General features: G+C 71.7%; 13 protein-coding genes and 2 pseudogenes. 4 read left to right on the top strand and 11 right to left on the bottom strand.

Annotation, left to right across the window (positions count from 1 at the left end):
• Position 1: 1 nt before the first annotated feature.
• The 9 genes and pseudogenes from ABZ919_RS01975 to ABZ919_RS01935 form a co-directional block, all read right to left on the bottom strand.
• Positions 2–345 (bottom strand): annotated as a pseudogene (locus tag ABZ919_RS01975) (SDR family NAD(P)-dependent oxidoreductase).
• A 64-nt stretch (positions 346–409) separates the two neighbouring features.
• Positions 410–1,546: a 3-oxoadipate enol-lactonase gene (pcaD, locus tag ABZ919_RS01970; protein WP_361241286.1), complete on the bottom strand. Its 1,137-nt coding sequence runs from the start codon at positions 1,544–1,546 to the stop codon at positions 410–412.
• Positions 1,543–2,883, bottom strand: coding sequence for a 3-carboxy-cis,cis-muconate cycloisomerase (gene pcaB / locus ABZ919_RS01965; RefSeq protein WP_361241283.1), 1,341 nt, complete (start codon positions 2,881–2,883; stop codon positions 1,543–1,545). The genes pcaD and pcaB overlap by 4 nt, the downstream gene beginning before the upstream one ends.
• On the bottom strand, positions 2,880–3,482 hold the full coding sequence (gene pcaG, locus ABZ919_RS01960) for a protocatechuate 3,4-dioxygenase subunit alpha (protein ID WP_361241280.1): 603 nt from the start codon (positions 3,480–3,482) through the stop codon (positions 2,880–2,882). The genes pcaB and pcaG overlap by 4 nt, the downstream gene beginning before the upstream one ends.
• Before the next feature lie 5 nt (positions 3,483–3,487).
• Positions 3,488–4,261, bottom strand: coding sequence for a protocatechuate 3,4-dioxygenase subunit beta (pcaH, locus tag ABZ919_RS01955; RefSeq protein ID WP_361241277.1), 774 nt, complete (start codon positions 4,259–4,261; stop codon positions 3,488–3,490).
• A 41-nt stretch (positions 4,262–4,302) separates the two neighbouring features.
• Positions 4,303–4,434: a hypothetical protein gene (locus ABZ919_RS01950; RefSeq protein WP_361241274.1), complete on the bottom strand. Its 132-nt coding sequence runs from the start codon at positions 4,432–4,434 to the stop codon at positions 4,303–4,305.
• Positions 4,421–4,648 (bottom strand): annotated as a pseudogene (locus ABZ919_RS01945) (3-oxoadipyl-CoA thiolase); the annotation flags it as partial. The pseudogene ABZ919_RS01945 and the gene ABZ919_RS01950, both read right to left, overlap by 14 nt.
• A gap of 9 nt (positions 4,649–4,657) precedes the next feature.
• A complete protein-coding gene (locus ABZ919_RS01940) occupies positions 4,658–5,302 on the bottom strand; it encodes a CoA transferase subunit B (protein WP_361241271.1) in 645 nt (214 codons plus the stop codon).
• Entirely contained in the window at positions 5,302–6,057 is a 756-nt protein-coding gene (locus ABZ919_RS01935; protein WP_361241269.1) for a CoA transferase subunit A, read from the bottom strand. Before ABZ919_RS01935 ends, ABZ919_RS01940 begins: the two co-directional genes overlap by 1 nt.
• 182 nt (positions 6,058–6,239) lie before the next feature.
• Between ABZ919_RS01935 and ABZ919_RS01930 the strand changes: the two genes are divergently transcribed.
• The gene (locus tag ABZ919_RS01930; RefSeq protein WP_361241266.1) at positions 6,240–6,704 is read left to right on the top strand and encodes a MarR family transcriptional regulator; all 465 of its coding nucleotides are present in this window, start codon (positions 6,240–6,242) and stop codon (positions 6,702–6,704) included.
• Positions 6,705–6,744: 40 nt separating this feature from the next.
• Here the strand turns inward: ABZ919_RS01930 and ABZ919_RS01925 are convergent, their stop codons facing one another.
• Positions 6,745–7,758, bottom strand: a complete 1,014-nt coding sequence (locus tag ABZ919_RS01925) for a DUF3048 domain-containing protein (RefSeq protein WP_361241263.1) — start codon at positions 7,756–7,758, stop codon at positions 6,745–6,747.
• 411 nt (positions 7,759–8,169) lie between these two features.
• Here ABZ919_RS01925 and ABZ919_RS01920 point away from each other — a divergent pair, with 411 nt between their 5' ends.
• Entirely contained in the window at positions 8,170–9,360 is a 1,191-nt protein-coding gene (locus ABZ919_RS01920) for a zinc-dependent alcohol dehydrogenase (protein WP_361241260.1), read from the top strand.
• A gap of 182 nt (positions 9,361–9,542) precedes the next feature.
• Here ABZ919_RS01920 and ABZ919_RS01915 read toward each other — a convergent pair whose 3' ends face one another.
• Positions 9,543–10,277 (bottom strand): acetoacetate decarboxylase, encoded by a 735-nt coding sequence (locus tag ABZ919_RS01915; RefSeq protein ID WP_361241257.1) that lies wholly within the window; start codon positions 10,275–10,277, stop codon positions 9,543–9,545.
• On the opposite strand from ABZ919_RS01915, the gene ABZ919_RS01910 reads away from it, so the two are divergent.
• Entirely contained in the window at positions 10,270–11,301 is a 1,032-nt protein-coding gene (locus ABZ919_RS01910) for a LysR substrate-binding domain-containing protein (RefSeq protein ID WP_361241255.1), read from the top strand. The genes ABZ919_RS01915 and ABZ919_RS01910 overlap by 8 nt on opposite strands.
• Before the next feature lie 201 nt (positions 11,302–11,502).
• Positions 11,503–12,372: a 3-hydroxyacyl-CoA dehydrogenase family protein gene (locus tag ABZ919_RS01905; RefSeq protein ID WP_361241252.1), complete on the top strand. Its 870-nt coding sequence runs from the start codon at positions 11,503–11,505 to the stop codon at positions 12,370–12,372.

The following is a 12,372-nucleotide window of genomic DNA, read 5'->3' as shown; positions in this document are numbered from 1 at the left end:
CTCACACCGTGAGCAGCTGCTCCGTGACCGCCGCCAGTCGCCTGCGCATCCGGGGGTTGTACGCCTCCTCGTGCGCCCGTGCCGGTCGCGTGCCGTCGAGGTAGCCGCCGCTGCCCCTCTCCTGCGTGGCCGGCGCCAGGACGCCCGGAGCGCCGTCGGCGACCGAGTTCCCAGGTCGGCGACGAACCCCTCGGCCTCGCCCTCGGTGCGGAGCTCCGCGACCAGCCGCTCGGTACGGTCCCGGTCGCGGCCGTGGGCCAGGACGACATGGCCCGAGCGGACCAGTTCGAAGGCGGCGTACCGGCCGAGTCCGGAGGTGGCGCCGGTGATCAGGAGGGTGGACATGCTCCCAGCGCAGGCATGCCCCGCTGCCGTGAGAGGGGTGCTGTCGAAGCTACGACCGGCAGGGTCACCGCGGTCCCTCGCTCTCATCCGCCTCCTCGGCGAGGACACGCTGAGCCGTCGCGAAGGCGGAGTTGGCGGCCGGCACCCCGCAGTAGACCGCGGTCTGCAGCAGCACCGCGCCGATCTCCTCCGGCGTCAGCCCGTTGCGCCGCGCCGCCCGTACGTGCATCGCCAGCTCGTCGTAGTGTCCGTGGGCGGCCAGCGCGGTCAGTGTGATCAGGCTGCGTTCGCGCCGGGACAGCGTCGGATCGGTCCAGATCTCCCCCCAGGCGTAGCGGGAGATGAAGTCCTGGAACCGGGCGGTGAAGGGGGTCTGCCCAGCCTGCGCCCGGTCCACGTGCGCGTCGCCCAGCACCTCCCGGCGCACCGCCATCCCGCGCGCCGGCGGCCCGTCGAACCGGGTGCGCAGCGCGGCCAGGACCGCCCGCGGACATTCGGCGGGCGCCAGGTGGGAGGCACCGGGCAGCTCCACCAGCGCCGCGCCGGGCACGGCGTCGGCGATCTCCCGCAGATGGGCGGGCGGCGTCGCGGGATCCTGCCGGCCCGCCACGAGCAGCGTCGGTACGGCGATGTCCGCGAGCCGGTCGCGCAGGTCGAACGCCGCGAGCGCGTCGCAGCAGGCGGCGTACGCCTCCGGATCGGCCTCCCGGTGGTCCTGGACCAGTGCGGGCACGGTGAAGCCCGGCGTGAACCAGCGCGCGTCGGCGCTCTCCACCAGCCACTCCATGCCCTCGCCGCGCACCCGCCGCGCCCGCTGGCGCCAGAGCGTGCCCTCGCCGAAGTGGGCGGAGGAGCAGAGCACCGCCAGGGAGGTCAGCCGGTCGGGGTGGTGCACGGCCAGGTGGAGGCCGACGGCGCCGCCGAGGGAGACGCCCGCATAGCCGAACCGGTCGATGCCGAGCGCATCGGCGAGGCCCAGCACCAGCGCGGCGAGGTCGCCGACGGTCGCGCCCGCCCCGATCAGGTCCGGTGCCGAACCGCCGTGCCCCGGCAGGTCCCAGCGCACCACGCGATGGGCGGCCGACAGCTCCGGCGCCACCGCGTCCCACAGGGCGTACGAGGTGCCCAGCGACGGTCCGAGCAGCAGTGCGGGAGCGGAGGAGGGGCCTTCCGCCAGGTGGTTGAGGAGTTTCGTGGTCAATGTCGCTCCAGGGCACGGTCGGTGAGGGCACCGGCGAAACCGGTGCAGCGGGCGGGGTCGGTCAGGTCGTCCAGGTCGACGTCCTGCAACTCCGCCTGTTCGGCGAGGAGTTCAATGAGGGACCGGTCCTCGGCGTGGACGCGGCGGGCCAGCTCGGTCAGCAGCTCCTTGGCGCGCGTCCGGCCGAGGACGGGGGAGAGGGCGGCCGACAGCCGTTCGGAGACGATCAGCCCCCGGGTGGCGTCCAGGTTCCGGCGCATCGCGGCGGGGTGCACGCGCAACCCCTCGGCCAGCCCGGCCGCGTGGGATGCAGCGCCGCCCACCAGCCGGAGCAGGTCGCGCAGCGGCTCCCACTCGGCGTGCCAGGCGCCGGCCGGCCGCTCGTCCTCGGCGGCGAGGGAGCCGTACAGCGTGGCGGCGAGCTGGGGAGCACGCCGGCCGGCGGCCACGAGGAGCGTGGAGCGCACGGGGTTCGCCTTGTGCGGCATGGCCGACGAACCGCCGCCGCTGCCCTCGCTCACCTCGCCGATCTCGGTGCGCGACAGCGTCAGCACATCCACGGCGAACTTGCCCAGAGCCCCCGCGGTGAGGGCCAGGCAGCCCGCCAGGTCCGCGATCGGCGTACGCAGCGTGTGCCAGGGCAACGCCGGTGCGGCCAGACCGACTTCGCGGGCGTACTCCCGTGTCAGGGCAGCCGCGTCCGGGGCTCCGTACGCCTGGAAGGCCGCCAGGGTCCCGGCGGCGCCTGCGAGTTGGGCTGGGAGCGAATCGCGAACCAGGGTGGCGCGGTCCGCCGCGTCCAGGACCAGCGAGCGCCAGCCCGCCGCCTTCAGCCCGAACGTGGTCGGTACGGCGTGCTGGGTCAGCGTCCGTCCCGGCATGGCCGTGTCCCGGTGCTCGGCGGCGAGTGCGGCCAGCGCCCGCTCGGTGCGGCCGAGGTCGGCCAGGACCAGGCCGAGGGTCCGCACGGCGACCAGCATCGTCGCCGTGTCCATGATGTCCTGGCTGGTGGCGCCCCGGTGGACGTAGGGGCCGTACTCCTCGCCGACCGCCCTGGTCAGATCGGCCACCAGCGGAATGACCGGGTTGCCGCCGTCCGGGGTACGCGCCGCCAGGGAGCCGAGGCCGAACCGGTCCGGGACGGCCGCCTCGGTCACCGCCGCCGCGGCCTCGGCCGGGGCGAGTCCCAGGGCGGCCTGCGCCCGGGTCAGCCCGGCCTCGGCGTCGAGCAGCGCCCGCAGATACGCGTGGTCACCGGTCTCGGACGCGGCTTTCGACAGCCCCCACTCGGGGGCGAGCAGGCCGGTGTCGGCGCAGGGAGGAGACGCAAATGTCACTGGAACTCCAGGAAGACCGTCTCGCCTTCGCCCTGAAGGCGGATGTCGAAACGGTAGGTGCCCGGTACCTCCTCGGCGGCGATCAGCGTGTCGCGCCGGTCGCCCACCCGGTCGAGCAGCGGGTCCACCGCGAGTGCGGCCTCGTCGCCCGGCAGGTAGATCCGGGTGAACAGGTGCACGAGCAGGCCGCGCGCGAAAACGCACACACTCAGGTACGGTGCGCTTTGCCCCCGGGCACCGGGTCGCAGCGTACGGGCGTACCAGTGCCCGTCGGCGTCCGTCTGGACGCGGCCCCAGCCGGTGAACTCCACGCCGTTGCGGCCCGCATACCCGCCGGTCGCCGGATCGCGCCGGAGGGAGCCGTCCACCCGCGGGACCGTGCCGTCGGGGCGCGGACCCCACAGCTCCACGAGCGCGTCCGGCAGCGGCCCGCCCGCGCCGTCGAGGACGTACCCGTGCACGGTGATCGTGTCCGGATGACCCAGCGGGGCGATCTCCTCGCCGCCGCGGAAGGGCAGCGCGTAGCCGTAGAAGGGGCCGACCGTGTGGGACGGAGTGGGCGGCACCTGCTCCGGGCCACTCGTTTGGTTCTTCGTCATGGCGGTCAGCGTCCGTCCTCGGCCCAGGTGGCGGCCGGGCCGTCCAGCACGATGTCCCAGTGGTAGCCCAGCGAGAACTCCGGCACCGAGAGGCTGTGGTCGTAGGCGGCGACCAGCCGCTGCCGGGCCGCGTCGTCCGTCACCGACTGCAGGATCGGGTCGTACGGGAAGAGCGGGTCGTTCGGGAAGTACATCTGCGTGACCAGGCGCTGGGTGAACGCCGTGCCGAACACCGAGAAGTGGATGTGCGCGGGACGCCAGGCATTGACGTGGTTGCGCCACGGATAGGGGCCGGGCCGGATCGTGGTGAAGCGGTAGCGGCCCTCGGCGTCGGTCAGGGTGCGGCCGAACCCGGTGAAGTTCGGGTCGAGCGGGGCGTCGTGCTGTTCTCGCTGGTGGGCGTAGCGGCCGGCCGAGTTGGCCTGCCAGATCTCGATCAGCTGGCCGCGCACCGGGCGCCCGGCACGGTCCAGCAGCCGCCCGGACACGGTGATCCGCTCGCCGACCGGCTCGCCCCGGTGGTGCCGGGTCAGGTCGTTGTCGATCTCGGTGATGTCGCGTTCCCCGAAAGCGGGGGAGTGCAGTTCCACCATTTCCGGGTCCCGCGCGGTGTCGACGGCGACCAGGGGCTGTTCGGGGTGGCGGAGCGCCGAGGAGCGGTAGGGCGGGTAGTCGCGGCGCGGATGGTGCTCGACGGGGCCGCCGGCGGCGACGCGCTTCTCGTACGCGGCGTGCTCGGCGGCGATCTCCCGGTCGATGTCCTGCTGGGTGAGTGTCATGGGGATACCTGACGTTTCCTTGGCGTTCGAGGGTGAGGTCCTCAGCGTTCCAGCACGCGGGCGAGGCCCTGGCCGACGCCGGTGCAGAGGCCGGCCACGCCGGTGCCGGAGCCGCGGCGGGCGAGCCGGCGGGCAACCGTAGCGGCGAGCCGGGCACCGGGAGGCGTCCGCACGCGCGCACCCGTCGGCCGCCGAGGAGACCGGCTCGCCCCCGCGCCGCGGGACGGCCACGGGCACCGACTCCGCGCCGGACAGGCCCTGTTCCCGAGCGGCGGCCGCCTTGCGGTGCGAGGCGGGGGAGAACCCGTCCTGCTGCTCACGGGTGATCCCGTGCTTGTCCGCGGTCAGCCCGGCGCTCTCGCCGAGCGGTACCGTCCACTGCGGATCCGTCAGGATTCACAGCACGTTCTCCCCGATCCTCATCTCCGCGTCGGTCCTGATGACGACGTCTTCGACGGACACGCCCGGCGCGGTCTCCACCAGGACGAGCCCCCCCTCGGTGACGTCCAGCACGGCCAGGTCCGTGATGATCCGGTTCACACACGCCTTGCCCGTGAGCGGCAGGGTGCACCGCTCCATGATCTTCGGTGAACCGTCCTTCGCGGTGTGTGTCATCACCACGATCACCCGCCGGGCGCCGTGTACGAGATCCATCGCGCCGCCGATGCCGGTGACCAGCTTGCCCGGCACCGCCCAGTTGGCCAGGTCGCCGCCGGCGGAGACCTGCATCGCGCCGAGCACGGCCACGTCGATGTGCCCGCCGCGGATCATCGCGAAGGACAGCGCCGAGTCGAAGAAGGAGGCGCCCGGCAGGACGGTGACGGTCTCCTTGCCGGCGTTGATCAGGTCCGGGTCGACCTGGTCGTCGGTCGGGTACGGGCCCGTGCCCAGGATCCCGTTCTCCGACTCCAGCACGACCTCGACGCCCGGCGGGAGGTGGTTCGGGATCAGCGTCGGAAGCCCGATGCCCAGGTTGACGTACTGGCCGTCGCGCAGCTCGCGTGCCGCGCGGGCGGCGATCTCCTCGCGTGTCCAGGCCATCAGCCGCTCACCGTCCGCTGCTCGATCCGCTTGTCCGCCGCCTGCTCCGGGGTCAGCGCCACGACCCGCTGGACGAAGATCCCCGGCAGGTGCACCGCGTCCGGGTCGATCCCGCCGGGCTCGACCAGCTCCTCCACCTCGGCGATGGTGACCTTCCCCGCCATGGCGGCCAGGGGGTTGAAGTTGCGGGAGGCCCTGTTGAAGACCAGGTTCCCGTGCCGGTCGCCCTTCGCGGCCCTGACCAGCGCGAAGTCGGTGCGGATGGCGCGCTCCAGCACGTGGTCCACGCCGTCGAACTCCCGTACCTCCTTCGGCGGAGAGGCCACCGCGACGCCGCCCGCGCCGTCGTAACGCCAGGGCAGCCCGCCCTCGGCCACCTGGGTGCCGACCCCGGCGGGGGTGTAGAAGGCCGGGATGCCGGCACCACCCGCGCGCAGCCGCTCGGCCAGCGTGCCCTGCGGGATCAGCTCCAATTCCAGTTCGCCGCCCAGGTACTGGCGGGCGAACTCCTTGTTGGCGCCGATGTACGAGCCGGTCACCCGGGCGATCCGCCCGGCGGCCAGCAGCACCGCCAGCCCGGTCTCCATCGCCCCGCAGTTGTTCGACACCACGCTCAGCCCGCCGACGCCGCGCTCGTACAGCGCCTCGATGAGCACGTTGGGCACACCGCTCAGCCCGAACCCGCCGACCGCGAGGGACGCGCCGTCCGGTACATCGGCCACCGCCTCCAGGGCGGTGGCGACCACCTTGTCCATCCGTGAAGCCTCATCTCTTCGCCATTAATCAGCGCACTGAGTGTTTCAACGAGGTGTTCCACACGCTGCCATTGCGTGTGGGAGCCGTCAAGACATGGGATTACCGGCGATTCTCATGAGCGACAGCTCGGTGGCCGCCAGGTATTGTTCAGTGCACCAACGAACTGACCAGGGGAGTGCACATGGACGCGGTGGACCTCACCACCCATCCCGGGCACCTGGCCCGGCGGCTGCAGCAGGCGCACTACCTGCTGTGGAACGCGATGGTCTCGGAGGAGATCACCTCTCCGCAGTTCGCCGTCATGAACGCCCTCGTCGCCGAGCCGGGCGTCGATCAGCGGACCGTCGGAGAGCGGGTGGGCCTGGACCGGTCGACCGTCGCCGAGGTCATCAGCCGGCTCGGCCGCCGCGGGCTGCTGCACAAGGTGCGCGACCCCCAGGACGGCCGGCGCTTCCTGCTCCGCCTCACCGACGAGGGCTCGCGCACCCATCGCAGGCTGACCCTGCGCACCGCGCGGATGAACCAGGTCTTCCTCGCGCCGCTGTCCGCCGAGGAGCAGACCGTGTTCCTCGATCTGATCCGCAGGGTGGCGGACGCGGCCGAGGGCCTGCGCAACCCGGCCGAGCCACTGGCGGCACAAAGCTGACCCCACGCCGCTCCGAACCGGGCGGGCCCGGCCGCACGTGTCACGGCGCCGCTGCGAACACCACCCACACCTGACCGTCGGCGAAGTTCATCCGGCTGCCGTCCGCCGCCGTGAAGGTCGTGCCGTCCGTCGCCCCCGGCCGTGACCAGGAGGCGTCGAAGGAGCGTCCGTCGCGCAGCACCCGGGCCTTCCCCGAACCGACCGTCTCGGTGTACGGCGTGTGGTTGCCGAGCACGTCGTGGTAGCGGGAGGTGCGGACCCGCACGTACTGCACGACGACCGTGGCCGGTGCCACCGGCGTGCCGTCCGCAGTCACCGTGGGCGTGCCGTCCATCGCGACCAGCCAGCGGTGCCGCTCGGCGGACCAGGTGAAGGTGAGACGGGCGGCCGGGTAGCGGACGGTGCGCGCGGCCGTCCGGGTGCCGCCGGACGGGGCCGGACCGTAGTGGAAGCCGGTGGTCAGCGCCGCCCTGCCCGGCGCGGACGGCAGCAGCTTGGCGGGGTGCAGATAGAGGTTGTGCGGGGCGGCCCTGCCGCTGCCGCGGTAGTAGGCGGCGGGGGCCTTGTCCGGGGACTCCGCCCGCAGCGGCGCCTCGCCGATCAGCGGCAGCAGTTTGCGCTGGGCGCCGGAGAAGGCGAGCGTCGGGCGGTCGAACTGACGCAGCAGCTCCAGGTCGGACTCGCGAGCGCTGCGCACCGGTCCGACGCTCTTCGGCAGCCGGGTGGCGTACACCGCCATCAGCCGGCTCAGCCCACCCTCCACCTGCTCGGCGTACACCACGTCCGCGGCGTCGAGACCGGTCTGCGGGCGGGCCGCGGACACGTTGTCGATCTTCACGGCGAGCGGTGAACCGGCCGCCGCGACCGAGCGCGTCGGAGCCGGTGGCGCGGTGGGCGCCGGGGTGTGCCCGGGGGCGCGGTGGTCGTCCCGGCCGTGGTGGGCGCAGCCGGCCGTGAGCGAGACGGTCAGCGAGGCGGCCAGCACGGCCGCCGTCAGTGCTGCACGTCGCGTGCGCTTTCCCTGCCCCATGCCCACCGTGGCCACGCCGTTCATTCATCCGATTGTGCGCTCATCAGGTCATTGCTGGCCATACCCGAACGCTTACCGCCACGGGCGCGCCATGGGCCGATCGGACCCGCGACACCCTGGCGGGCGCAAGCTGGTGGGCAGCCTGGCGGCACATGGTGGGCACCTGGCCGGCGGGTGGCGGGTGGCGGGTGGCGGGTGGCGGGCAGGTGGCGAGCGCTGCCGGCAGGTGGTGGGCGCTGTCGGCAGGTGACGGCCGGCAGGTGGCGGGCGACGGGCGGCGGCCGGCCGGTGGTTGGGTGACGCCGGTGGTGGGTGACAGGCCGGGGCAGGGCCTGACCGGTGGCGTGCCGGGCCGCGGCGAGGGGTTCGTCGCAGGTGGCACGGGTACCCGGGCGCCACCGCGAAAAGTCCACGCGACCGAGGGAGCGCGACCCCATGAAGGCAGTCACCTGGCACGGAAGGCGGGACGTCCGGGTCGAGGACGTGCCCGACCCGCGGATCGAGGAGCCCACGGACGCCGTCATCCGCGTCACATCCACCGGACTGTGCGGCTCGGACCTGCACCTGTACGAGGTGCTCACCCCGTTCATGACCCCGGGCGACATCCTCGGGCACGAACCCATGGGCATCGTCGAGGAGGTCGGCCCAGCAGTGCCCGACCTCATGGCCGGGGACCGGGTCGTGGTGCCGTTCCAGATCGCCTGCGGCAACTGCTGGATGTGTCTGACGGGGCTGCCCACGCAGTGCGAGACCACCCAGGTCACCGGCGAGGGCATGGGCGCCGCCCTGTTCGGCTACACCCGCCTGTACGGCGCGGTCCCCGGCGGCCAGGCCGAGTATCTGCGCGTACCGCAGGCGCAGTTCGGCCCGATCAAGGTCCCCGAGGGCCCGCCGGACGACCGCTTCGTCTACCTCTCCGACGTGCTGCCCACAGCCTGGCAGGCGGTCGAGTACGCCGCCGTCCCGCCGGGCGGCACCCTCGCCGTCCTCGGCCTCGGGCCGATCGGCGACATGTCCTGCCGCATCGCCAGGGCCCGCGGCGCCGAGCGGGTCTTCGGCATCGACCTGGTGCCGGAACGGCTCGCGCGGGCCGGCCGGAACGGCGTGGAGACCTACGACCTGAGGGCGTTCGACGACGAGAAGGCTCTGGTCAACGCGATCCGCGACGAGACCGGCGGCCGGGGCCCGGACGCCGTGATCGACGCCGTCGGCACCGAGGCACACGGCAGCGCGGCCGCCAAGCTCGCCCAGACGGCCACCGGGCTGCTGCCCCGCAAGCTGAGCGGACCGCTCGCGGAGCGCTTCTCGGTCGACCGGCTCGGTGCCCTGCACATGGCGATCGACCTGGTCCGGCGCGGCGGCACCCTCTCGCTCAGCGGCGTGTACGGCGGGATGGCCGACCCGATGCCGATGCTCACCCTGTTCGACAAGCAGATCCAGCTGCGCATGGGCCAGGCCAACGTCCGCCGCTGGACCGACGAGGTCCTGCCCTATCTGACCGACGAGGATCCGCTCGGCGTGGAGGACTTCGCCACCCACCGGCTGCCGCTCGCCGAGGCACCGCACGCCTATGAGATGTTCCAGCACAAGCAGGACGGCGCCATCAAGATCCTCATGCAGCCGTAGATCGCGGATGCGGCCTCAGGGCCTGGATGCGGGCCCGTGCCGCGTCCGCAAAGCGGTGTGCCCGGTTCGCGGCGTCGTCAGGTCCGGGGGCAGAGGTGCCCCTCAGGCGGTGCCGCTTCGCGGACACGATCTCGATTCCCCCATGGCCGGACGTGCCCGGGCACGCGGCACGGCGAACCCGATCAGGCGAGGTAGTCGTAAACGGCCTCGACGGGGTTGAGGGTCAGGTCCGTCACGATGTGGCTGGCGCTGACCACTTCGAGGACGGGCAGATCAGCGAGCGGAGCGATCGCGTGGGCGAAGAGCTGCAGCCGTGCGGGGCCGGTGAAAGCGCTCTTGACGGTGATATCGGTGATCTGGGTGCGGACCAGTTCGCAGATCCGGGGCGTGCCGTCGTAGTGCGGCACGGTCTTGATCATGAAATTGGGCAGGCAGACTTCCGCGCGGGCCTCGCCGAGATCCATCGCGCGGTGCTTGTAGCCCATGGTGGCCGTCGCCACGCGCACGGTGCCGTAGTCGAGAGTTCCGATCAAGGTGTCGGAGTCGACGTAGAGGGCGGGGGAACCGGATTTCTTCGGGTAGGCGCTGAATTCGCGTCCGCTGGAGATCGCGGGGACGCTGTCCACGTACATGGCCAGGTTGAACTCACCCGCCTCGCCGTCGTGTTCGACGGCAATGAGCTGACCCGCCTCGGTGTAGTCACCCAGGCCAGTGGTGTCGGGCATCCGCATGACCTCGAAGCGGACCAGCGGCTCGCTGACCGTCAGCGGCTCGGGCACGAGTCGGCGCAGCACTTCAGGATCGGTGCGGTACACGACATTGAGATACTCACGGTCGCTGAACCGGTACCGGGTGGGTGCGTAGGCAGGGGAATCCAGCGGTGTGGTGACCAGCCGTGCGACCTCTTGCTTGTCCATCTCGACCTCGCATCGAATTCTCGAACAGGGCGCCCGATTCATCGGTGAGCACCCGGCGTCCAGTGGATGCCCTTCGATGCAATTCTGTCCAATATATAATTTAATCGTGATCCATATGGGTGACGATATCAGCCTGACAAAGCGCCTGCTGGAGAAGTTCCTGGTGGTGGCCGACGAGAAGCATTTCGGCCGCGCCGCGGAACGTCTCTCCATGAGTCAGCCGCCGCTCAGTCAGTCGATCCAGCGCCTGGAGCGAGGACTGGGCGTGCAGCTGTTCCAGCGGGGCCCGGGAGGGGTGACCCTGACTCCGGCGGGCGAGGCGTTCGCCGTCGACGCACAGCGGCTCCTCGACGCCCAGGCCGCTGCCATCGAGCGGGTCAGGCGGGTCGCGAGCGGCCTGGACGGAGAAGTCCGGGTGGGATACGTGAGCGTCCTCGGCCACTACTACCTGCCCGGACTCCTCCGGGCGTCGGCCGAGGAACTGCCAGGGCTGCGCATCCATCTGCGGCAGGAGCCGACGGCAACGCTCGCTGACATGGTGCGCTCCGGCACGCTGGACCTGGGGTTCATCCGTGACCCCACGCCCCTGTCGGCCGACCTTGTCACCCAGGAATTCGCCGTCGAGCGCATCGCCGCGGCCGTACCGCACGACCACCCTCTGGCCGAAGCCGACGACATCGGCCTGGAGGACCTGCGGAACGAGGACTTCGTCCTGCCCGGCGCCGCGGCATTGCCGGCCATGGCCCAGCAAGTGCAACTCGCCTGCCACGAGGCGGGGTTCATACCTCGCAGCCGCGCGGTGGCCGACGATCTCACGGGCCTGATCGGTTACGTCGCCTCCGGGCTCTGCGTGAGCCTGCTGCCGGAACGTCTCCGCGGCTTTCCCGTGCCCGGGGTCGCCTTCGTTCCTCTGCGGGGCGAGTCGCCCTATCTGAGAACCACCGTCGTCGCCGTACGGCGACCGGAAGCGGACGTGGCCGTACTCCGTCTGCTCGAGCTGATCACCCGCCGAAACCTCGGGTGACTTCCCCACTCACGGCCGGGAACCTACGCGTTGCACATCTCACTCTCCGGCCCGCACCGGCCCATCCGTTCCCGAAACGCATACAGTATGTATCGGATTCATGCTGTACTCGTTTCGGGGCGCGCACCTCACAGGGCGTCGTTCTCCCCCTCTCCCCGCCGCGAAGGCCGCGGCGGAGACCTCACGGAAGGAGTGAGTGCCGTGAGCTCCACCCTGCCCACCGACTACGCATCCCGTCCGGTGGCTGTCATCGGCGCCGGAACTCTCGGCCGCCGCATGGCGCTCATGTTCGCCACCCGTGGTGGCCTCGTGCGGATCTACGATCTCTCCCGGTCACAGCGCGAAGCGGCGGTGAACTATGTCGGCCACAACGTCGCCGAGGTCGCCGGACGTCTCCCGGGGGGCAGGCCGGGTACCGCGGTCGCCACCGCGGATCTCGCCGCAGCGGTCCAGGACGCGTGGCTGGTGATCGAGGCGGTCCCGGAACGGCTCGAACTGAAGAAGAAGATCTTCGGCGACCTGGACGCGATCGTCCCGGCGGACGCGATCCTGGCGAGCAACTCCTCGTCCTACGCCAGCAGCAACTTCCTCGACCACGTCCGGCATCCCGAGCGCGTTCTCAACATCCACTTCTATATGCCGCCCACGCAGAACGCGGTCGACGTGATGTCGTGCGGCAAGACCGACCGCGCCGTGCTGGACTTCGTGCTGGCCACCCTCCCCGAGTTCGGTGTGTCACCCTTCGAAGCCCACAAGGAGAGCACCGGGTTCATCTTCAACCGGGTATGGGCGGCCGTGAAGCGGGAATGCCTGGAACTCGTGGCGCAAGGAGTCTCCACCCCGCAGGACATCGATGCGATTTTCCGCGTCAACACCGGCCTCGAGCGCGGACCGTTCCGGATGATGGACCAGGTCGGCCTGGACGTCGTGCTCGACATCGAGGAGCACTACGCAGCCGAACACCCCGAGTACCCGGAGGGCCCCCGTGCGGTGCTGCGTGATTACATCAGCAGGGGCCGGCTCGGCGTGAAGAGCGGCGCAGGATTCCACGACGACTACGCGAAGGGCTGA

Origin of the sequence: Streptomyces sp. NPDC046759 (assembly GCF_040645475.1) — a bacterium.
In the GTDB taxonomy this organism is placed as follows: Bacteria; Actinomycetota; Actinomycetes; order Streptomycetales; family Streptomycetaceae; genus Streptomyces.
Note: the sequence above shows the minus strand (reverse complement) of the source record. Positions and strands in the feature narration are given on the sequence as shown.

Bases quoted from the DNA above. Each gene is read 5' to 3' on its own strand.
- pcaG (WP_361241280.1), bottom strand. From the start codon at position 3,482: ATGACGAAGAACCAAACGAGTGGCCCGGAGCAGGTGCCGCCCACTCCG.
- pcaH (WP_361241277.1), bottom strand. From the start codon at position 4,261: ATGACACTCACCCAGCAGGACATCGACCGGGAGATCGCCGCCGAGCAC.
- ABZ919_RS01940 (WP_361241271.1), bottom strand. From the start codon at position 5,302: ATGGCCTGGACACGCGAGGAGATCGCCGCCCGCGCGGCACGCGAGCTG.
- ABZ919_RS01935 (WP_361241269.1), bottom strand. From the start codon at position 6,057: ATGGACAAGGTGGTCGCCACCGCCCTGGAGGCGGTGGCCGATGTACCG.
- ABZ919_RS01930 (WP_361241266.1), top strand. From the start codon at position 6,240: ATGGACGCGGTGGACCTCACCACCCATCCCGGGCACCTGGCCCGGCGG.
- ABZ919_RS01925 (WP_361241263.1), bottom strand. From the start codon at position 7,758: ATGAACGGCGTGGCCACGGTGGGCATGGGGCAGGGAAAGCGCACGCGA.
- ABZ919_RS01920 (WP_361241260.1), top strand. From the start codon at position 8,170: ATGAAGGCAGTCACCTGGCACGGAAGGCGGGACGTCCGGGTCGAGGAC.
- ABZ919_RS01915 (WP_361241257.1), bottom strand. From the start codon at position 10,277: ATGGACAAGCAAGAGGTCGCACGGCTGGTCACCACACCGCTGGATTCC.